Annotated in this window: 16 protein-coding genes, 1 pseudogene and 1 riboswitch; of the genes and pseudogenes, 9 read left to right on the top strand and 8 right to left on the bottom strand. The window is 50.8% G+C overall.

Annotated features, from left to right (window positions below):
• From EJL91_RS24805 to EJL91_RS23545, 4 genes are all read right to left on the bottom strand, one after another.
• A partial coding sequence (locus EJL91_RS24805; protein WP_206429545.1) for a hypothetical protein occupies positions 1 to 215 on the bottom strand: 215 nt, incomplete at its 3' end.
• Between the two features lie 636 nt (positions 216 to 851).
• Positions 852 to 1,613, bottom strand: coding sequence for an ABC transporter ATP-binding protein (locus EJL91_RS23535; protein ID WP_243125550.1), 762 nt, complete (start codon positions 1,611 to 1,613; stop codon positions 852 to 854).
• 5 nt (positions 1,614 to 1,618) lie between these two features.
• Positions 1,619 to 2,683, bottom strand: a complete 1,065-nt coding sequence (locus EJL91_RS23540) for a FecCD family ABC transporter permease (protein WP_125144422.1) — start codon at positions 2,681 to 2,683, stop codon at positions 1,619 to 1,621.
• A 122-nt stretch (positions 2,684 to 2,805) separates the two neighbouring features.
• Entirely contained in the window at positions 2,806 to 3,948 is a 1,143-nt protein-coding gene (locus EJL91_RS23545) for an ABC transporter substrate-binding protein (RefSeq protein ID WP_125144423.1), read from the bottom strand.
• 126 nt (positions 3,949 to 4,074) lie between these two features.
• Positions 4,075 to 4,255, bottom strand: a riboswitch (cobalamin riboswitch).
• 658 nt (positions 4,256 to 4,913) lie between these two features.
• On the opposite strand from EJL91_RS23545, the gene EJL91_RS23550 reads away from it, so the two are divergent.
• The 9 genes and pseudogenes from EJL91_RS23550 to EJL91_RS23585 all read left to right on the top strand — a co-directional run bounded on the left by EJL91_RS23550 (position 4,914) and on the right by EJL91_RS23585 (position 16,676).
• Positions 4,914 to 5,822 carry a helix-turn-helix transcriptional regulator gene (locus tag EJL91_RS23550; RefSeq protein ID WP_125144424.1) on the top strand — a complete coding sequence of 303 codons (909 nt, stop codon included), beginning with the start codon at positions 4,914 to 4,916 and terminating at the stop codon, positions 5,820 to 5,822.
• A gap of 70 nt (positions 5,823 to 5,892) precedes the next feature.
• Entirely contained in the window at positions 5,893 to 6,351 is a 459-nt protein-coding gene (locus EJL91_RS23555) for a GyrI-like domain-containing protein (protein WP_125144425.1), read from the top strand.
• Positions 6,352 to 6,448: 97 nt separating this feature from the next.
• A pseudogene (locus EJL91_RS25430) lies at positions 6,449 to 6,766 on the top strand (TfoX/Sxy family protein); the annotation flags it as partial.
• Entirely contained in the window at positions 6,767 to 7,444 is a 678-nt protein-coding gene (locus tag EJL91_RS23560) for a GyrI-like domain-containing protein (RefSeq protein WP_243125551.1), read from the top strand.
• A 66-nt stretch (positions 7,445 to 7,510) separates the two neighbouring features.
• On the top strand, positions 7,511 to 8,266 hold the full coding sequence (locus tag EJL91_RS23565; RefSeq protein WP_125144427.1) for an N-acetyltransferase: 756 nt from the start codon (positions 7,511 to 7,513) through the stop codon (positions 8,264 to 8,266).
• 528 nt (positions 8,267 to 8,794) lie between these two features.
• Positions 8,795 to 11,251, top strand: coding sequence for a LuxR C-terminal-related transcriptional regulator (locus EJL91_RS23570; RefSeq protein ID WP_243125547.1), 2,457 nt, complete (start codon positions 8,795 to 8,797; stop codon positions 11,249 to 11,251).
• A gap of 134 nt (positions 11,252 to 11,385) precedes the next feature.
• Entirely contained in the window at positions 11,386 to 11,724 is a 339-nt protein-coding gene (locus tag EJL91_RS23575; RefSeq protein WP_125144428.1) for a DUF2442 domain-containing protein, read from the top strand.
• A 2-nt stretch (positions 11,725 to 11,726) separates the two neighbouring features.
• Positions 11,727 to 12,611, top strand: coding sequence for a hypothetical protein (locus EJL91_RS23580; RefSeq protein ID WP_125144429.1), 885 nt, complete (start codon positions 11,727 to 11,729; stop codon positions 12,609 to 12,611).
• A gap of 318 nt (positions 12,612 to 12,929) precedes the next feature.
• The gene (locus tag EJL91_RS23585; RefSeq protein ID WP_125144430.1) at positions 12,930 to 16,676 is read left to right on the top strand and encodes an Ig-like domain-containing protein; all 3,747 of its coding nucleotides are present in this window, start codon (positions 12,930 to 12,932) and stop codon (positions 16,674 to 16,676) included.
• 231 nt (positions 16,677 to 16,907) lie between these two features.
• Here the strand turns inward: EJL91_RS23585 and EJL91_RS23590 are convergent, their stop codons facing one another.
• From EJL91_RS23590 to EJL91_RS23605, 4 genes are all read right to left on the bottom strand, one after another.
• Complete coding sequence (locus EJL91_RS23590; RefSeq protein WP_125144431.1) at positions 16,908 to 18,773, bottom strand: cobaltochelatase CobT-related protein; 1,866 nt, start codon at positions 18,771 to 18,773, stop codon at positions 16,908 to 16,910.
• A gap of 14 nt (positions 18,774 to 18,787) precedes the next feature.
• Positions 18,788 to 19,687, bottom strand: a complete 900-nt coding sequence (locus EJL91_RS23595) for an AAA family ATPase (RefSeq protein WP_125144432.1) — start codon at positions 19,685 to 19,687, stop codon at positions 18,788 to 18,790.
• Positions 19,688 to 20,221: 534 nt separating this feature from the next.
• Positions 20,222 to 21,226: a polysaccharide deacetylase family protein gene (locus EJL91_RS23600; protein WP_341467054.1), complete on the bottom strand. Its 1,005-nt coding sequence runs from the start codon at positions 21,224 to 21,226 to the stop codon at positions 20,222 to 20,224.
• A 29-nt stretch (positions 21,227 to 21,255) separates the two neighbouring features.
• On the bottom strand, positions 21,256 to 22,158 hold the full coding sequence (locus EJL91_RS23605; protein WP_125144433.1) for an AraC family transcriptional regulator: 903 nt from the start codon (positions 22,156 to 22,158) through the stop codon (positions 21,256 to 21,258).
• Positions 22,159 to 22,236 lie beyond the last annotated feature (78 nt).

The following is a 22,236-nucleotide window of genomic DNA, read 5'->3' on the forward strand; positions in this document are numbered from 1 at the left end:
CGCTCGTGGGAGTACATAATGGTACTAACCTCGAAAAGACCTCGGTAAGTACCAATGAACTCCCAGGTTCCCTCCGGAATCTTTTTCTCCCTTCTTCCCCGCAGGAAGGTTATGGCCGGGACGAAAGACTCAGCCCAGGACGTCTGCCCGGCCCCCGGCCTGCGGAGGCTGATTTGTCCTCTTTCTTCAATGGGGGAGGCGCTTGTCGCTGCCACTACGTTTCCCCAAATACCGGAAAACTGCATCCTGTTCACTATGAGACTGTGTAAGCTTATAAGCTTAGAGTGTTTATTCTGACACTCTTTTTATGCAGCCCATGATGTCGTCAGAATGTAAAATAGTTACGACTATATCGTGGCCACGACAATACCACCTCCCCACTTGACGAAAGAGACAATCAGCCCCTGACGCCGGCGGACGGGGCAACACACTTCGCTGAGTCTTCAGTCCCGCCGACAACCTGCCCGGGGAAGGAAGGAGAAAACTTTCCGAAGGGAGACCTTGGAATCCGCCAGTGCTTGCTGAGGTTTCTCACGAAGCTAGCATCCGCTGCGCATTCCACAAGCGGGAGCGAGTCCCCGCAGGAATTTTTTCTCCTGGATTCCCCCCTCACCACAACCTGCAAACCGGGACTGAAGACTCATACACAACCTCCACCACCCCGTCCGCCGTCTTACAGAGGCGTCCTCACATCTCAACTAAATCCCCATGGTTCTGTCAAATGTAGATGTATTGTTTCAAAACTTCTCGCAGGCTGTTATTTTATTTGGGCACCAATCGGGCACCATTTCACGGTCTTGTTCATCTGTTTATATTGCGGGAAACCCTGTATTCATGCGAATTTCATCAAGTCATGCCCTTACAATTACGGATCGTCTGCCTATCCGCACGAGTTCCGTATCAACTCCGTAGGCTTCTCTTATCTGATCCGGTGTCAGAACTTCCTCAGGAATTCCCTGGGCGACAACCGTTCCTCCGGAGAGCAGGACGGTGCGGTCCGCATAGTCTAAAGCCAGATTCAGATCGTGGATGACGGCTGCAACGGTGATGCCGTTCCGGCTGATGCGGTGCAGCAGGTCCATGACCTCATACTGATATTTTAAATCGAGACTGCTGGTGGGTTCGTCTAAAAGCAGTACCTGAGGTTCCTGGGCGATGGCCCTTGCGATCAGCACCCGCTGGCGTTCTCCGCCGCTGAGCTGGTTAAACGGCCGGAACGCATAGTCTTTCAGACGGAATTCCTCTATTACTTCCGATACTTTTTCCAGATCATGTTTTCCTGCCTTCATTCCCATGTGGGGAAGGCGGCCGGACAGCACGATTTCCATTACATTCAGAGCGCATTCCGTCTGGGTATTCTGTGGCACATAGCCGAAAATGCCGGCTCTCTCCCGGACGGTAAGCTTCCCTGTTTTCGTTTCATTCCAACGCACGCATTCGGGATCTGCCTTAAGAAGTCCGTTGATGCAGCGCAGCAGCGTTGACTTTCCTGCACCGTTGCCGCCGAGGAATGCGCAGAAGGTTCCCGGCTCGACGCGGAATGATACATTCTTTAAAACTTTCCTGTGTCCGTAGGAAAAGTTCAGTCCCAGGACCTCTAATCCGTTCATCATATCATTCACAGCCTCTTCCTCCCCCGGAAAATCAGATATAAGAACAGCGGGACGCCTACGTAGGATACGACGATTCCCACCGGGATCATGGTAGGGGAAAATGCGCACCGTCCGATGGTATCCGCCGCCAGAACCAGGGCCGCTCCCGTGATGGCGGAGAGAGGGAGCAAAAGCCTGTGATCGCCGCCGATTATCATCCTGGACATATGGGGGGCCACGAGGCCGACGAATCCGATAATGCCGGTGAAGCTGACAATAGCCGCAGTAAGCAGCGTGATGCAGCCTCCCGTCAGGATCCGGGTTCGTTTTACATGGATTCCAAGGGCGGCTGCGCTCTCATCCGAGCCGGCGGCGATCATGTTAAACGCCCAGGCCTGGCTTTGGAATACAGGCAGCGTAATCAGCAGAAAGAGCGCCATGACGGCAATATCCTTCCATCCGACGGCGGTGAGGCTGCCGAAGGTCCAGTGTATGATGGCCGGAAGCTGCTGTTCGTTGGCGATAAACTGCATCGTCGAGTTGAGTGCATTGAAAAAATAGTTCAGGGCGATGCCCGTCAGCACCAGGGTTTCTGAACCGAGCCCCTTCAGGCTGGAAAGCCCATAGACAAAAGCGGCACAGAGCAGCGCCATGAAAAAGGCGGCCAAAACCGTGGCCGTTTTCTGAAGATGGACGGGGAATCCGCCAAAGACAATCACCGCGGCTGCGCCCAGGGCAGCGGCTCCGGAGAGTCCGGTGGTAAATGGGCTGGCCATCTGGTTGCCTGTAATTGCCTGCATCCCCGTTCCGGCTATGCCGAGGCCTGCGCCCGCAGTGAGAGCGGCTGCGACGCGGGGCAGCCGCAGCAGGAGAAGGACGTTCAGTTCTTTGGGGCTGAGCGGCTGGACGGTTATGAAACGTTCTGTAAACGGCAGCCAGGTGACGGCCAGACGGGCCGGAGTGAGATCCGCCACACCGAGGCAGACGGCGGCGGCAGCAAGCGCGCAGAGAGCGGCGGTAGCCAGAAGGATCCAAAGAATTTTCCGGCGGATCAGGGGTTTATATTCGCTGGTCAGCGTATTAAAAGACATAAAAATAATCTCCTTAATTTAAAATCAGCCCGCATGCCGGATGAAAACGGACTGCGGGCGGACTGCCGGACGGTATCCGGCGCAGCCTGGTTAGAAAGCCGCGGCCCGGATACTGCCTGGATTTATTTTTGTGCGGGAACGTGATAGTAGTGCTGGGCATTTGGCTCAAAACCCTGGTATTTCATCCACTGTTCAAAGATGGCGTCCGGATCCAGATCCGTCATTAAATCGGGATAGAGCCATTTGGACATGTAGGCGGCTCCGATCATTTTTCCCAGTCCTCCGCTCATAAAGGCGGTATTGAGATAGAAATTGCCCTCTTTAACAGCCGTTAATTCCCGGAAACCTTCGCGCTCCATCATGGATTCCGCCTTGGCTGCAAATTCCTCCTGTAAAGGCGCGATGAATACGCCGCTGTTTCCGACTACTTCCCCTGCATAGACCTTGACAATCAGGTCGGGATCCGCCATCAGAACCTGTTCCGGATCAATATCCTTGCCGGCCAGGGAGGCGTCTCCGAAAATATTTTTACCGCCGGCCATGAGAATCATATTATGCCAGCCGTCGTTGGAAGTTCCGGGAATGCAGGTGGTATAGTCACCGCCGTACTCCCAGTAAACAGTTTTAGGTTCTTCTACCTGTTTTAACTGTTCTTTCATATAATCAACCGGTTTCTGATAGAAATCAACCAGTTCTTCCGCCTGATCTTCCTTGCCGAATAACTGGCCGCAGAGTCTAATCTGCTTTGGCACATCGGAGTTGTCCCATCCGGTGATAACCACAACCTTAATACCGAACGGTTCCAGTTTCTCAATGGATTCCTCCACCACGCCGTTTTTGGGAACAACGAGCACCTGAGGATCGAGAGCTACGATCTTTTCATAGTCGTACTCATCTTTGCCAAAAGTTTCGTTCTCTCCGAACCGGGGCCAGTAGACCTCGTCCTGGGAGGTGTAGATATCCACTCCGACAACGCTGTCCCCGGCTCCTACGGCACGGATTAATTCGTTGTTGTAGCGGTTTGCAACGCAGGCCCTTGTAATCGGAAGGGTCAGCTCCACCTCACGGCCGATGTCATCCACAAAGACGGTAGTTCCCGCTTCAGCATTTTTGACATCTGCCTCTTGGCTTTCTGCGCCTGTTTCAGCAGCAGCGCTTTCCACGGCCGCTGTTGTTTTCGCCTCGTCTGTCTTCGCGGCACAGCCGGCCAGGGAGAGCATCAATACGGCGGCAATCCCTGCAAATCGTTTTCTGTTCTTTCTCATCTTCGGTAAATCTCCTTTCAACCTGTCTGTAAAATATTGTAGCGCCCTGAATTGCAAAACAGAGCATACTTACAAACCCAATCTGGTTATCAGGCTGAAAGGTGATTTTCCCTGTCCCGGAAAATTTCCTCTGCAATGCGACTGGCAGGTCTCCTGGCTTATGATTCGTCCTCCGGATCGCCTTCCCGTTCGAACAGTGGCTGTTTATGATCCTTCGTCATCAATTACAGTAGAGGCAGCTGTGGGGGATTCTCACCCCGCTTCCCTATTAAAAAGCTTCCGCTTTGCCAATCATTGCAAATTCAGTTAAAGCGTACTCAGCATATCATAAAATTGGGGTTCAAGCAAGAGGGGGAGGAGAATTGAGATGCGGGACGCTTCTGTGAGATGGCGGACGGGGGAGTGGGGGTGTATGAATCTTCAGTCCCGATGGGTGGGTGTGGTGAGGGGGAATCCGGAGAAAAAAATTCCTGCGGGGACACGCTCCCGCTTGTGAAGCGCACAGCGGATGCTAAGCTCGAAAATACCTCGCCAAGCACCGGCGGGCTCCAAGGTCCCCTTCGGAAAGTTTTTCTCCTCCTTCCCCGGGCAGGTCGTCGACGGGACTGAAGACGCAGCGAAGGGGATTGCCCCGTCCGTCAGCTTCAGAGGCTGATTGTCCCTTTCGTCAAGTATGGGAAGAGGTATTGTCGCGGGCATGTATGTTCCGTTTCATTAAGGGAGCGTGAATATGTTTTTGGTTTGCTATTCCGAGTTTATAGTATATACTTTAATTTATGGGAAAAGGAGTTGCAGGATATTCTGCGTTCGGAATTAATGAAATGGGTAAATAACAGGAAATATTAAAACATAAATGGCTGTAAAGCACAGATAATATACTATATTCCCGTTAGGAATATGTGGCTTCGGCGGGGCCGGAGCCGGGTTTGTGCTTATGGTACCAGTGGAAAAGAGGAAGCAGACTTATGAAAATCGACCGCCTCATCGGGATCCTTTCCATTCTTCTTCAGCAGGAAAAGGTGACGGCGCCATATCTGGCAGAAAAATTTGAAGTTTCACGCAGGACAATTAACCGGGACATTGAGGATATTTGCAAAGCAGGGATTCCTATTGTCACATCGCAGGGGCAGAACGGGGGAATCTCTATTATGGAGGGATACCGGATGGATAAAACCCTGCTCACATCCTCCGACATGCAGGCTATTCTGGCTGGGTTAAAGAGCCTGGACAGTGTGTCGGGATCGAAACGGTATCAGCAGTTGATGGAAAAGCTGGCAATGGGTAATTCCTCTGTTTTGGCATCGAATAATCATATTATGATCGACCTGGCGTCCTGGTACCGCACTTCTCTGGCGCCGAAAATCAGTGTGCTTCAGGCAGCCGTTGAGGACAGGCGGAAGGTGGAATTTAACTATTATGCGCCGGGCGGGGAGAGCAGCCGGAGTATTGAACCGTACCTTCTCATTTTTAAATGGTCATCCTGGTATCTGTGGGGATACTGCTGTGAAAAGCAGGACTACCGCCTTTTTAAACTGAACAGAATGACGGATTTAAAAGCGACGGAGGAACAGTATGAACCCAGGCAGATACCGGTGCCGGATCTGTCGGCAGAGCGTGTTTATCCGTTGGGAATTGATGTGGAGGCCGTTTTTGAGCCGGATATGAAATGGCGGCTGGTGGAGGAATTCGGCATGGAGAGCTTTGTGGAACAGGAGGACGGACGGCTTAAATTTTCCTTTGGTTTTGCGGACAAAGAGAACCTGTTCGGATGGCTGCTGAGCTTTGGGGACAGGGTAGAACTGACAAAGCCGGTGGAACTTCGCAGAGAACTTTATGAGATGATGGGACGGCTTCAAAAAATGTACCGTGAATGATGACGCACAGATGTCATGTTTCATATGGTATGCTTTGTCTATCAGAAAATAAGACAGGAGAAAAGAAACAATGGAATATGAGATTGTAAAATTAGAAGAGAAAAAAGCAGCAGGAATTAAGGCGAGAACAAATAATATGTCCCCGGATATGGGAGCGGTAATCGGAGGTCTGTGGGGGAGATTTTATTCCGAGGGAATCTATGAGTCCATTCCTGGAAAAACGAATGATAAAGTCCTGGGAATTTATACAGAATATGACAAAGACGCGGCGTCGGATTACACCATTGTCGTTGCATGTGAGGTAGATGGGAAAGAGGAACTTCCCGGGGATGCGGTCCTTGTAACAATTCCGGCCGGAAATTATGCCAGATTTATTGCGAAGGGCGAGCTCCATGAGGCGGTTGCAAAATGCTGGCAGGAGATTTGGAGTATGGATCTGCCAAGGACCTTTGCCTGCGATTTTGAGGAGTATCAAAATGACGGCATGGACGAGACCGAGATACACATCTATGTAGGTTTAAAGGAATAAAGACATGAAGGTCCGCAGCCTGCCGGCGAACGCATGCTGCGAAAAATAACATGTACTGAGAAGATGTGCGGGAAAAGGCACCAAGGAGGGTGAGGATATGGCTTCAAGCATGGAATTTGTTCAATATGCGACAGACCAGATGAGAAATGCAGGGGAAATTACCTGGAAAAAGATGTTTGGGGAATACGGCATCTACTGTGACGGTAAGATAATCGGCCTGATCTGTGACAATCAGCTCTTTATCAAAATCACGGAGGCGGGGAAAAAACTATGTCCCGATTTTGAGGAGGAGGCGCCCTATGAGGGATCTAAGCCGTTTCTGCTGGTGGAGGACATCGATGACAAGGAATTACTGACTGAACTGGTTGTGGAGACATTCAGGGAACTTCCCATGCCTGCGCCCAAGAAGAAAAAAATGGAAAAGCGGGTGAAGCCGGAGACGGTGCCCGGGGAGAAAGTAGATTTTAAGAAACGTGACAAGCTCCTTTACCAGCCGGGGAAGAAACCGTCCATCGTGGATGTGCCGGAGATGACGTTTTTTGCAGTAAAAGGTTCCGGTGATCCCAATACCTCCGAAGAATATAAAGAGGCGGTGGGAGCATTGTATGCCTTGTCCTATACCGTAAAGATGAGTAAGATGGGGAGCCAGTGCCCTCCCGGATATTTTGATTATGTAGTGCCTCCGTTGGAGGGACTGTGGCTGGTGGACGACCGTGGATTTGACGGAACTAATATCACGGATAAGAGCCAGTTCCAATGGATCTCCATGATCCGGCAGCCCGACTTTGTGACGGACGAGGTGTTTGAACAGGCCAAAGAAAGCTGCAGCAGGAAAAAACCGGAGATTGATCTGTCAAAGGTCCGTCTGGTAAAATATACGGAGGGACTTTGCGCCCAGATTATGCATATCGGACCATATGACAGTGAGCCGGAGACGATTGAACGGATGGAGTGTTTTACCGAAGAGAACGGTTATGAGACAGACATAAACGACAAACGGCCCCACCATGAAATCTATCTGAACGATCCGAGAAAAACGTCCCCGGAGAAAATGAAGACAGTTATCAGGCACCCGGTGAAAAAAAGAGATTAGTGTGCCGGCACGCCGGAGAGAACGGATGGGAAGGCGTTATGCACGCAGTATGAGGGAGGCGTCATTTTGGAGATTATAACAGTTACGAAGGAAAATCTGGATAAAGAGCACATCTGCTGTGCCATTTCCAGCAACAGGGACTGCCAGGTATTGTCGAAGAAAAACTGGCTTTCAGAGCGGTTTGATGACGGCCTTGTTTTCAAAAAAGGAGATGTGCGCGGAAAATGCTTTATCGAATACATTCCGGCGGAAAAGGCCTGGGCGCCTGTCGAAGCGGACGGATACATGTATATTGACTGCATGTGGGTTGCAGGACAATATAAGGGGCAGGGAAATGCCGCGCTTCTTCTGGATGAATGCATCCGTGACAGCAGGGAAAAGGGGAAGAAAGGACTCGTGATCCTCTCTTCAAAGAAAAAAATGCCGTTTCTGGCAGAGCCGAAGTTCCTGCGATATAAAGGCTTTCTCACCGCAGACACAGCAGAGCCGTTTTACGAACTGCTCTATCTTCCTTTTGAAGACGGCGCCCATAAACCGCGCTTTAAAGAACAGGTCAAACAGCCCCGAATCGAAGAGCAGGGATTTGTGCTTTATTATGCGAACCAGTGTCCTTTTACGGCCAAATACGTTCCTCTGATCGAGGCGGCGGCCAAAGAAAAAGGAGCGCCGTTCCGGTCGATCCGTTTTGAGACTACGGAACAGGCCCGGAATGCCCCGGCGCCGTTTACGAGCTACAGTCTGTTTTATAATGGAGAATTTGTGACAAATGAAATACTCTCCGTACCGAAATTTGTGAAGCTGATGGAAGCAAAAAGAGGGTGACCGGCAGATAATAGGGAAATTTATCACATATTCGGCAGTGGAAAAAGAACTCGTAGAAGAAGGATTTGGAGCCATATCCCGTATTGCAGATGGATTAAAACCCGATAAGAAATATTTAATCTGCCGGCAGGAATATTAGATAAGAGCTTAAGCAAGATAATCATCAGGAAGGCGGAGACAGCAGGACGGAAGTTTTTATGCCTGGAAATCTAAACTATGAGTCAGTTACGGCTTTAGTCTGGATTTTCAGGCATATTTTATGTCACTAAATTGCACGTAAAGATACAAAAAAAGCTGCAGAGCCATCTATTAGAAAACGTGTACCTTTACCCGCAGCATCTGTCACAGAATAAGAGGATGCAATCACTTTACTTTTGATGGGGAACCCCTTATAATTAAGTTCATACTTAGACAAATTTCACAACATGCGCTACATAAGACTGGTGCAATCTGTGTCCGTTAAAAGGGTGATGATTTTCCGCACTTGTCACGTTTCAAAACTTCGTGTTGACAAAGGAGATAACTGTTATGCCGCGAACCAGACAATTAAAGCAGGATATAAAATACTTTCCAAAGGCTCTGATGGAAAAGCTGGAGAACATCAAGACCTACCCTCTAACCATTCTGGAAGCGGATTCCGGTTTCGGAAAGACCACTGCAGTCAAGCAATTTTTTGATACCAGGAATCAGGAAGCGTCTCCACTCTATGTCCATGAGTTTTCCAATGACCGCCCCGCCGAGATGTGGAAAGGATTCTGCGGGCTGATCGCCAATTTTGACGAAGAAAGCGCGGAACGGCTTCTTGCACTGGAAAAACCGGACGAGGATAATATGACTGAAATCGTGCGGGGGCTGCGCTCCATCTCCTGCGACAGGGAAACCTTTTTATTTCTGGATGACTTCCAGATGTGGGATTTGTACCACCCCTGTGAATTTTTAATCCATCTGTCCAGGCACGGCGGGAAAAAGCTCCACATTGTTGTAGCGACCCATCCCTATACCCACGAGGAGAGGGGCGGCTTAATCGGGAGCGGACAGTTATACCTTCTGCAAGAGGCGGCTTTCGCTTTTACCAGAGAGGATACAGACACCTATTACCGGGAGGCGGGGCTTTCGCTTACCGGAAGCCAGCTTGACGAGGTGATGCAGCTGACGGGCGGCTGGGTTATGGCGCTCTATCTGCAAATGGAGACGATGATCGGCACCGGAAAATTTGAGCAGGGCGGTATGGAAGCCCTAATGCAAAAAACGTTCTGGGGCGGACTGTCAGAGGACGAAAAGAATTTCCTGATAGAAGTTTCCATTTTCCCAAGGTTTACCATATCCCAGGCGACGGCATTCTCTGGCCTGTCGGCGGAGGTAACGGAAAACCGCCTGCGGGAAAAGCGGTTCTTTATTCGCTTTGAATTAGAAAGCCGCTGTTATTATATGCATACCCAGCTCAAGCTGCTGCTGGCTGATAAATTTGCCCTCTTGCCGGAAGAACGGCAAAAAGAAATCTACTTAAAAGGCGGCGAGCTGGCGGAAAAGGCGGGCGACCGAATGAACACGTTACGGTTCTATTACAGCGCTGGAGCGTGGGAGCGGCTGTTTGCCATGTCACTGACCAGTTATGATTTGGCGGACACCATCGACGAAACCACCACTCCCATGATTTTGGATATTCTGGAAAATACCAGCCGAGAGGTGAAGCTGCGCTATCCAAAATCCCTTGTCCCACTGGCGTTTACCCTGTTCTTTTTGGGGAAAAATGAAGAACTGATACGCCAAAAGGACGAAATCGAGGCAATTATTACGGAGAGCGCCATTCCCGACAAAGAGAAAGACGCGCTCCGGGGTGAAATGGAATTACTGCTTTCATTCCTTGAGTACAACCGCATTGACGCCATGAGCGCCATGCACCGCAGGGCGTATGACCTGATTGGCGGCCCGGCGACGCTCATCAACATGAAAAGTACCTGGACATTCGGCTCCCCGTCCGTTCTTTATATGTACTGGCGGGAGCCGGGCAAGCTGGACGAAGAACTGGAGCAGATGGACGAGTGTATGCCCTATTATTACCGGCTGTCTCACGGACATGGCACCGGCGCGGAACTGATGATGCGTGCTGAGGCCCACTTATACCGCGGGGAAACCGGCGATGCCGAAATCCTCTGCCATCGGGCCGTGCTCACCGCAGACAGCAAGCATCAGGGCAGTATAGCTCAGTGCGGCATTTTTACGTTGGCAAGGCTCGCGATTCTGCACGGGGACAGGCAGCTTTTGGAGGACAGCCTCGCCACTCTGCTGGAACGCTCCTACCGCAACGCGGAGGATTTGTGCCGCTATACCTATGACTTGGCCTACGGCTATCTTTCCCTGTTGTTAGGACATCTGGAGGAGGTTGCCCCGTGGCTTAAGGAGGGGCATATCGACGACAGGCGGCTTGTAATTATGACACAGCCTTATGCCTATATCATTTATGGCCGGGTTCTTTTGGAGAAAAAGGAATACCAGAAGCTGCTTGGTGTGAGTGGGTATGTAATGGGGATATCCTCCATCTTCCCCAACCTATTGCCGCAGTTATATATGAAAATTTATATGGCGGTAGCGCTGGATGCAGGGGGGAGGCGCATAGAGGCGGCGGCTCTTCTGACCGAGGCGCTTGAAATGGCGCTGCCGGATAAGATGTTTCTGCCTTTTGCAGAGAATTATGAGGGAATAAAAGGCGCGCTTGCCTCCGGGATTAGAGATCAGAATGATATGAAACAAATTTTCCGGCTCGCGGAGCGCCTGAAACATTCTTTGGCACAACTCGGAGGAGAAAAAGTCGATATTTCACCGCGTGAAAGAGAAATTATCGAAATGGCCAGACAAGGTGCTTCAAACAGTGAAATTGCTGAAAAATTTGATATAAAGATTTCCACCGTGAATAACTACTTCTCACGACTGTATCAAAAAACCGGTGTATCCAATAAAACCCAACTCTTGCTCCTAAATTTATAAAATAAGTTTGAAAGTGTGAGTTTTGTCTACATACGATATTTATTCCGCACTCTATAATGATAGTTATAGGGTGCGGATTTTTTGTACTCTAAACAGAAAACGTACTGCGAAAAATAAAAGAAAGGGGAGCGTTTATGGCGTATAAACTTCAAATCAATAAGGAAAACACGCCGCCAATCCAGAGTGTGACGCCTCTGGCCGCCCACCGGCTGATGCTCCGGTTTGCTACCGGAAGCGAGGTTCTGCTGAACATGGGAAACCATCTGGAAACATTGCGGTATAGCCCGCTTGCAGACGAGGATGTGTTTCGTTCCGTGACGACAAACGGAAATACATTGTTCTTCGGCGTCAGAGAAATCCCGCCCGTCCTGAAACCCAATTTCCCGGAGTACGCCACCATCGCGGCGGTGAAAATCCCTGTTTTAGAGGTCATGCGGCTGGCAGTTGGTTTTCCCGTATGGGGGGAGGAATGAGGATGAGTGAGGGTACGATAGCAATGCTGTATCCCGCAAAAATTATTGCTGTAGCTGAGGATGAGGGGATTGGGGAAATGGTATGTCTGCGGCTTAGAGACAGCAACGGCCTGTATCCGAGCGTTATGTACCCGGGAATCTGGTGCTGCCCGCTTAATAGGAAATACATCGGCAGGACGATTGTTTCCGCGCAGGAACTGACACTGGCGGAACTATGTGCGCCGGAACAGGCGAAGCGGCTGGCCGCTGTCTGCTCCCAGTGGGGGACGGAGAATATTGAAGAAATTTACAGCGTAGTACACCAACGGGGTGGAACTTTTTTCCTGCATACGATGGAGAACGGCGAGGAAGTCATTGTTTTCTCCAGCACGCCGGTTATTCGCTACATTCAATCCGAAGAGATTCACTATTGGGATGTGGGGCTGTCCTTTATGCCCACGCATGACCGGATGGATTGGAACACTATGTCCGATTACTTCCAGCCGTGGCGCACCGACAGCTTCTCACTGTTGCCGCACGGAAACGACAATCACCTGTATGGAAATGTGCGGATTATCGATGTGGCGGAAAGCGAATACGCCCTGCGCCTGACCGTGGAGGATGAACTGCTCCGCAGGCACAGCGTGGTCTACCGTAATTGTGCGTGGAGCACCATTAAGGCTGACCAAGCGGGCCTCCCCCTGACGCTGGTGCGGGAAATTTCCGCAGAGGAAATGGCCGGCCACCAAACAGCTTTGGAATGCTGCCTAAAGGATCATCCGGAGTATACGAGACTTTTCCAATGGGTGCCGGAGGACGTGGATTATGGTTATAAGCTGTATCTGCATGAAACCGGCGACCCGGCGGCGGAATATCTGGTTGTTGCGGGATACGTCCATATGAATTAAGAAGCAGGGGGGCTAAACTCCAGACAGCCGGGAACAGGCCGGATGTGATTGTGCTTGATATCTGGCTCCCAGATGGCAGCAGATTGGAGTTTATGCGAAAGCTGCGCCGGAGTGGACATGCCGATATTCCCGTGCTGCTTGCAAAGACAGAGGCGCTTTTGCATTGCACTGATTCATAGAGGGCAGGTCTTTGATTTTTTCCATTGTAACGAATTACTCTCCTAAGTTCGTGAAACACCTTGCGAAGGAGAGATGACATGTATCACACGTAAGAGACTAAAATACGGTCTCTACCGTTCATAACGAGGAGGAAACGATATGAAATGGAAATTGAAACGAAAGCTGTCCGTCGTGATGTCGGCAGCGCTGGTATTATCCGGATTAAACACCGGGCCGGTCATGGCGGCGGTGGATGAGACGGAAAAGACAATTATCAGGTTTGAGGAGCTGGAGGAGAAGGTTGCCCTTCAGGAACTTCCTGTTGGGGCGGAGGAAGGGGATATCAAATTCCCGTCCAGCCTTTGGGCGTATATAGAAGTGCAAAAAGTGGAGAAAACAGATTCAGATGAGTTTCGGGCATATTCTGTATCAGATGTAATTCCATTCACGGAGAATACAGACGGCGGCGAGAATGCGGCAGAAGAAGCAGGGCAGGAAGAAGATGCCGAGCAGGGGAATGAATCCCCCGGTGTAGGTAACGATGCAGAGGAGGACAAAGAGGCCTCCTCAAAGACGGAAGAAGTGCAGGAAGATGAAATACAGGACAAGAGTGAGTCCTTTGACGAGGAAACCGCCGAAACGGAAGACTCAGAATCCGGGGAGATAGAAGAGACGGAGCAGGTTGATGAAATAATTGAGGAATCTGAGCCGGAACATAACAGCCAGGAAGAGGATAAAAAAGAGAATCTGTCGGATAAACGGGCAGGGGAAAAGGAAGAAAGTCTGTCTGATAAAGAGGTCCGGACGGCAACACCGTCCCAGGCAGGAGAGTCGAATAAGAATGATGCAAATGACCCTGAAATAAAGACTGTACGGAAAAAAATCGAGAATATTGACTGGGAGCTTAATTTTGCAGAAAGTACGGACTCGCAGTTTCATTCCGAAGAAGAGGGAACCTATGTCTATGAGCCGGTAATACCGGATGAATACGACATGGATTTAGATGTGGAGCTGCCACAGATCACCGTGGTGATAAAGGCCGCGGATGGAGAAAAAGAGGCAACCGTCCTGACCGCCGAGGCCGGGGATTACCGGATTACGGTGACCGCAGACGCAGGCGTATTCCCGGAGGGCGTGAGCCTCTCGGCTGCTCTGATCGAAGATGAGGAGTCCATTGAGGAATTTGCCGGTTCGGTACAAGATGCAGCCGGTGAAACCCCTGATGAGCTGGTTGTATTTGACATTACGATTCTGGATGAGGAGAATCAGGAAGTCCAGCCGAATCCGGAAAAAGGGAAAGTTGTGGTGTCTTTTGAGAATTTAAAGAAAGACAGAAGCGCTCCGGACGCAGACGGGGAACAGCAGATCTACCATATGGATGAAGAAAAGGGGCAGGTGGAACTCTTAGATACCACGGTAAAGGATAATGTGGTGGAAGCGGAAACAACGCATTTCAGTACATTTGCTGTTGTATTGCTGGAAAAGGGCGCTAATGGCGGCTCCGACGAGCTGGAGGCCTCCACCGGCCTCCTGACCATCACATCCGGCAGCACCACGGGGGATGCCTACTACGACACCGAGGGCTGGAAGTGGGACGGCTCCACCCTGACGCTGAAAACGCCTGCCAACGGCCCCCAGCAGGTCAAGTCCGTCAACTTTGACAGCAGCGTTACCGGCGCCACGGTCAAACTGGACAGCAATGTGACGCTGGACGCTTCCACCATCTCCGACGACCAGCCTCAGCCTGCTATTCAATGCCAGATTCCTTCCAGCACATCGCTGACCATCGACGCGACGGGACATACGCTGACGGTAAAAACCAATGGTACTACATCGGCTATCTTTACATTCGGTGGGGCTATCGCTTTTACCGGCGGAACAGTGGTTTCAAACAGCTCGGTTAACAGTGTCGCTGGGAATGTCGATATCACCGGTGGCAACGTATCGGCAACCTCCTCATCGGGCAATGCGATTAGCGCCGGTGGTGTGGTTACCATCTCCGGCAATGCGCAGATAATCGCCACATCGGCTGTCGGCAGTGGGATTTCTGGGGAGAATGGGATCTATATTACCGGAGGCACGGTAACCGCCACCACAAAAAAAAGCGATTCGAAGGTCTTCGCGCTTGCAACCAATCTGGAAAGCGACGGCGACACCCAGGCCGTTTCCATCAGCGGCGGCACGGTCAATCTGGTGAATGAGACCGACGGCAAACGGATGATTACCGCCCACAGGCTTTCGGTCACCAATGGTGCGAAGCTGACCTTTAACGGCCAGCCCGCCTTCACCATCGCCGGCGTCTCCCCCGCGAGCGGTTTCAAGAAGGGCGGCACAGCGGTAAACGTCACCGGCACGAACCTCACCGGCGTCACCGGCGTGAAGCTGATGCGGGGCGCTGATTATGAGGAGCAAACCGCACGGAATGCCGCCGGTCTCCAAACGGCTGCCGGCTGCCTGACCTTCACCACGCCCGAGCTGGGCGACGACTACACTGGTCCGGCGTCCGTCCAGTTTGCCGACGCAAACGGCGCGGTCCGGCTGACCAATGTCTTTACCTACACTGACACACCTGACCCTATTGCCACCGTCACCAATGTCGCGGTAACACCCAACTCTGCCAATGTGCAGAAAGGCACAACCCGGCAGTTTAACGCTGTAGTGACAGGCACGGGCAGTTTTGCACGGACAGTAAAGTGGACAGTGACGGGTGGCGCCCTAGGAACCTCCATCGACAGCACCGGCCTTTTGACCGTGGCAGCGGGTGAAACAGCGAAGACCCTGACCGTTACCGCCACCTCCACAGTGGACGGAAGCAAGAGCGGCACGGCCACTGTGACCGTGACAACAGAACCTGTCACCAAATATCAGCTTACTGTAACCGACGGCACAGGCAGCGGCGAGTACGAGGCAGGCACGAACATCACCATTACCGCAAATAAGCCGCAGACGGGTAAGATATTTGATAAATGGACAGACAACGGGGGCGGCAGCTTTGCAAGTGAAACCGCCGCAACGACCACCTACACCATGCCGGGGAATGCGGCAACGGTGACAGCAACCTATAAGGACGCTCCCGCCGGAACCATAACGGTGACGGGAGTAACACTGAATAGAAACACAATGTCCCTTTACAGCAATACCACACTGAATACAGCCACCCTCACAGCCACGGTATCTCCCGCTGACGCTACCAATAAAGCGGTAAGCTGGTCGAGCGGAAACACGGAGGCTGTCACAGTTGATGGAAACGGAAATGTCAGAGCGGTAGGTAATGGCACGGCGGTTATCACAGCCACCACGGCTGACGGCGGCCATACGGCCACCTGTACTGTCACGGTATCCACATATTCCGGTGGCAGTTCGGGCGGTGGTTCCAGCAGCGGCGGTTCATCAGGCGGCAATTCTTCAAGCGGGAATAACTCACAGTCCGCAGGAACTACCACGACCGATGCGAAAAAGGGCCAGATAAACTCCGTGACCGGAATCATCACCGGCAGCGGAAGCGGTCAATCCAACTGGCAGTCAGAGACAAAAGCAGACGGAACCACAAGCTGGAAGCTTCAGTACGCCGACGGCACGACGGCCGCGGGAACCATCGTGACAGCCGCGGACGGAACCACCTATGAGCAGCCTGCCTGGGAGATGGTAAATGGAGCATGGTATCCATTTGGGGCGGACGGCTATGCAAAGAGCGGAATGGTATTTGACCCGGCGCTGGGCGGATATTTCTATATCGACATCAATACCGGTATGAAGACCGGCTGGCAGGAGATTGACGGGAAATGGTATTATTTCAATCCCAATTCAGACGGCAAAAAAGGAATCATGTTTATGAACGGAAAGACACCGGATGGGTACTATATCAAAGAAGACGGTACCTGGGACGGGGAAGCAAAAAAAGAATGACAGAACAGGAAGTTGTTTCAAAGAAGTTCGCTGCTTACTCATGGGATATGAATGGCTGCATGAAAAATTTTTAAAAACGTGTGAGGGAGTATCGCACAGCGGCGTGAAATCATTTTGATTTCACGCCAAGAGCGATGCCCCTGTTTTTATGCTGTAACATTCCCATCCCGTTTCTCCTAATGGAATAAGAATACCTGGAAATTTATCCTGTTGGTGAAAGAATAAAGCGGCCTAAACTATCAATTGTTCCTTCAGATACCTTCCGACCACATTTGAAAAGTCGTTTATATTTCTTATATAAGCAAATTCATTTCCAAATATCTGCCGTTCCGCAGGAAGGGCCTCCTCTTCGCCGGCAAATATTCCCATGACGGCAATACCTTCATTTCTAAGGCGGTATACTTCCCTTGCCGTATCTTTCACCGCGTATTCATTGCAGTACTGGACGCGCTGGCGGCTCTTGGACTTGCTTACGATAATATCGTTTGGGGTTCCGTCGCTTAATACAATCAGGATTTTGTTCTCTTCCTTCCGCGCGGCCAGACTGTAGGCGGCGGCACGGATGGCGAGTCCGTCCCGGTTATTGGCGGAACCGTAGAATTCCAGGATGCTTTTGTCGGCCTCGATTGGCTCATCATAGTCGCGGAACCGTCTCATCACCGTATAATCTCCAAATGTGCAGAATCCCATCACGCGGTGGGGAATCTCCGCCAGACTCAGCGCTTCGCTGATAATATAACCCTGGAGCGCAACCATGCTCTGCCGGATCTGCTGGGAGCCGCTGGAATCGATCAGGATTTCCACGGTAAAATCGGTGAATTCCTGTGTGAATTCACGGTCAAATAATTTCCTGTTGTTGGTTCTCCCCAGGTTCCATAGACGGTCTACCCGGATCTTACCATATTCGCCCGGGAAGATTTCCTTCTCTTCTCTGGTGAGGAGCGCCCTCTTTAAGATGTCGGCCAGCGAGAGGATGTTCTGCCTCGTGACAAGCTGGTTTGCTTTCAGGACATCGAGATTTTCAAACAGAACGCGTCTTGCGTACTCGACTTGGTAGGTATCGGAAGCAGTTTCCCTGTTTTCCGGCCTATCTTGAATCTGCGTCTGAACCGTAGTTTCAGTCCCGCCCGTTTCATCCGTTTCGCCGGGATGGAGCAGACCGTCGGTAAAGTGAAGTTTACATTCTTTATGGGCGCCGGTGCAAAGTTTATGGGTAAGTTGGCGCTGCTCCTTTGGGGTTAGGTAGCTCTTCCCATAATTCAGTTCAATATAGTCTTTTGCCAGAGCCATGGACTCATCTTCCAGAACAACGGCATTCGGCTTTTCGGCCTTGTTTTTACCGTCGTCATCCTCCTGAAGATAATCGGCCAGAAGATTAACGATGCGGTCTTCCTCTTTTTCGGGCTTATCGTCCCCGTCATCAGAGTCGGACTGCTTATCGCCCCGGCCCGGATCGTCCTCAAATAGGCCGAACCCCTTGAATTCATCTGCAAATCCTTTGGGGTAGGCGCCATTATACACTTCATCGAGACAGCGGATTATTTCGACCGTATCGTCTGCCTCTTCAAGGGCACAAATCTTATCAATCCAGACCTGTTTTGAGGCAGGGGCGGGGGTGTGGTAGAGGCAGTATCGCAGATAACAGGCCTCCAGAGCGCCCCAGTCCGTATGGGTCAGACGGCTTTCGTCTTTTCTCAGCGTATCCTCAAATGCCAGCCGCCGGATATCGATTACTCCGCCGCGCTCCGCGGCTGCCTTTTTCCAGACCGCGCTCTCAATGCACATGCGGGAGAGGGGCAGAAGTACGGAAGGTTCGGCTCCGAAGAGAAAGGCCTTCTCAAAATACTGTTCCAGCGTCCGGGGACGGAAGTATCTGGCGAAGCCGCCTTTGCAGACTGCGTCGTAAAGGGCAATATATTTTGATTTGCGGAATAAAGAGGCATCCACCTCGGTCCCCAGACTGTAGTCACCGCTTATGGTCCATAAGAGGTTCTTAAGGCGGTTCTGAATTCGGGCGGTTTCCATCTCTTCATCTGCTTCCGGTTCCGACGGAGCCGGATTTTTTATCTCTTCCGCTTCATATTTCATGGTTTTCATAGGCGCCTCGCTTTTCAAAATACGTCGCTGCTGGTCCATGAATCGGGAATCCGGGTTAAGACGATGTCATCCACCATATCCTGCTCAAATACATCAAAGCACTTGTTGGTTATGCCCATGGTGACGGCGGCTTTCGGCGTCAGCCCACCGCGGATCAGCTTCAGGGAACCGATCATACCGCGCAGATCCACCGGCTTGGTGGAAATCTCCCCATTCTTTGCCTTAGCCTGAAGATCCAGGAAAAGTCCCGAAAATTGTTCCAGAGCCGGAAGGGAGGCTCCGGGAACGGCGGCATCCAGAATTCTTATCAAATCCTCCTGGCCAAGAGTCGGCATATTGATGACCATGAAGCGGGAGACAAGAGCCTCATTCAGTTCCTTTGTCCCCGCATATCCGTAGTTCATAGTTCCGATAAAACGGGCCGCAGGGTGAAGCTCAATCCTGTCATATCCGGGAACATCAATGATGCGGCGGTAGTCGAGCGTGGCATGAAGGACGGAAACGGCATCATTTTTAGCCATATTAATTTCATCCAGAATACCAAAACCGCCGTAGGCGGCGCACTGGTACACAGGTCCTCTGCGCAGCTTCACCTCATTATCCACAAAAGTATCGCTCCCGATCAGGGTGCCGCTGTCCGTATTCACATGAAAGGACATATTATAAACAGGCCGTCCAAACATCCAGGCCAGATTTTCAGCCAGAATATTCTTACCCGTCGCCTTATCCCCGCAAAGCAGAAGGTTCTCACCCTCCAGCAGAGCGGAAACGGCCATCTCCACGATTTCCTTTCCAAAGAAAGGCATATCAGGCTGATAGACACGCCGCCTCACCTCTTCCGCAACAGGATATTCAGCCCTGAAACGTTCAAGTTCTTTTAATAAATGTTCACTGATTTGTTCATTCGGTTTCATAAAAATCCCTCCTCAAGCACCCGGCACTCCGGGTGCGCCGGCCCAGGTTTCATTGTCATAGTTTATCCGATTTACGGCATTCCATAATGCCTCGTCATAAACTCGGCCATTCTTCTTATATGTGTTTTAATATCTAAAATTATTATAACAACGCAGAATCTAAAAAACGTCGATACAATCCCCCAAATTTCCCCCATCAAAAAGATCCGGCAAACGCACTTTAGACGTTACCGGATCCTTTCGATAGTTAAAACAACAAAATTAAAATGAAAAGTTTATAACTGTAGAATTTAAAGCAACTATACATCCATTCAACAATATTCATCGAGTTCTCTGAAACTTATAAAGTTGCGGAAACTACAGAAACTTCGGTCACCATGAGTAATACCGGAACTATGGAAACTACAGAGTCAACGGGCACGCGACCCCTTCGCGACTTCAGTCCCGGCCAAAACCTCCCCGGCGGGGAATCTTTTTCTGCCCGGATTCCCCGCCCCGCGATCCCCCCCGCCCGGGACTGAAGCTATACCCCTCCTATTTTTCCCCCACAAGCTCATCCAACGACCCAAAATGATACCCCATCTCTTCCCACTTTGTCAGCAGTTCATCCAGTATCTGCCCATTGGTTTTAGAGGTACTATGTAACAGCACAACGGCTCCGGGATGGATGCGGCCGAGCAGCTTTTTAAATGCCTCTTCCTTTGTTGGCTGTTTATCTTCATACCAGTCAACATAAGCAAGGCTCCAGAAAAAGGTTTTGTATCCCATATCGCTTGCCATCTGCAGGTTGCTTTCACTGTATTTTCCCTGAGGCGGCCTGTAGTATTTTTTCATAGGCTGGCCGGTAGTCTGTTCGAAAAGCGTTTCCAGGTCACCCAGTTCCTTTTCAAAGGATTCTTTTGTGGAGAGTTTGGACATGTCCGGGTGATGGAAGGTGTGGTTGCCTACGTTGTGGCCCTCCGCTATCATTCGTTTGACGAGATCCGGGCTGGTCTGCATATAATTGCCGACCAGGAAAAACGTAGCCTGGGCGTTATGTTTTTTCAGAGCATCCAGGATTGCGGCCGTGTTGCCGTTCTCATATCCGGCGTCAAAGGTCAGATAAATCACTTTATCCTGCGTGTTTTGGACATAGTAGGCATTGTACTGCTTCAGATAGTCGGCCGTTGCATTTCCTATCGGAGCCTGGCCTTCGGTCTGGAAACTTAAGCCCCAGTTACCGTCTGCGGAGGCAGGAACGGCGGAAGCGCTGTGGTGGGATTCTACGGGGGCTGCGTTCTTATGAGGTTCCACGGTCTGGGCAGCGGCCCGGCCCACAAAGAAAGAGAGGGCAAAGATGGCTGCGGTAGATAAAACCTTTCGGGATGTGATTTTTTTAGCCTGGGTTTTCAGAGAGTGAGCGCTTAGATGGGGCAGACGGGCCCTGAGCCCTTCGATCCGGATCCGTCTGCCTTTGAGTTTGAGATGTTTTTTCATAGAGACACAAAAATCCATTTCAGAAATGTTTATTACAATATATCGAAACAGGGGATGTATCATTCATAATATTGCATTGGGAACAGTAAATGTCATTCCTGTTTTCTCTGTCTGTATTCTTTGGGAGAACATTTGTAATAACGTCTGAACAACTGGGAAAAATTTCCGGGGCTGTCGAAACCGCATTCCTGCGCAATATTGGAAATGCTCTTTCCCGGTTCGCGAAGAAGCAGGGAAGCGCCCTGCATAATCCTGTATTTAATCAGATACTGCATCGGTGAAATCTGGATGGTCCGCCGGAAACAGCGCAGACATTCGCGTTCACCGATATTAGCGGCTTCCGCAATTTGAGCCAGGTTCAGATCCTCGGAAAAATGGCTGTGGATATAATCGAGCATTGTCCGGATGCGCAGATTATCGGGAGCAAGCCCCGGACGTTCGGACGGCTGTTCTCCACCGTATTTTTGACAGAGTGAATAACAGATTCCGGAGAGACACTGCCTGACTGTAAATTCATAGCCTGGAAGCTCTCCGGAAAGGGCGTGGAACGCCTCTGTAAATTGCTCTTCGAAGAGTTTCTGCCTATAGGAAGCGAGGTGGAACGGGCAGCCGTCAAAAGCGGGAGAAGAGACGAGGGGCGTAATATATTTTTCTGCAAAGACGGAATCTGCGCTTCCCGTGATTAACAGGGGGTTAAAGACAAAGGATTGCAGCTCACAGTAAGGTTTTGCCGCCGCCGAGTGAAGGATATTGGAATTAACAGCAATTCCTTCCCCCTCTTTTAAATGAAATGTTTTCTCAGGTATCTGAAGTTTCAGGTTTCCAGATTTTATATAAATGACCTCAAATTCCGTATGCCAGTGCCAGGGAATGATATCCTCCGCGCCGTCAGTATAGACGGCGTCATAACCGGCACAGGGGAAAGACGGCGTGCCGTGGGGCTGCAGCTCCTCGTTGCTGCGGTTCAGATTCAATCCGCATTTTTGCAGACTCATTGTTTCACCTCCGTATTGATTGGAACTAATTGAGAATTATTTGACTATTAGTCGTTTTTTTTATATTATATGTCTGGA

Source organism: Clostridium transplantifaecale, assembly GCF_900626075.1.
In the GTDB taxonomy this organism is placed as follows: Bacteria; Bacillota; Clostridia; order Lachnospirales; family Lachnospiraceae; genus Otoolea; species Otoolea transplantifaecalis.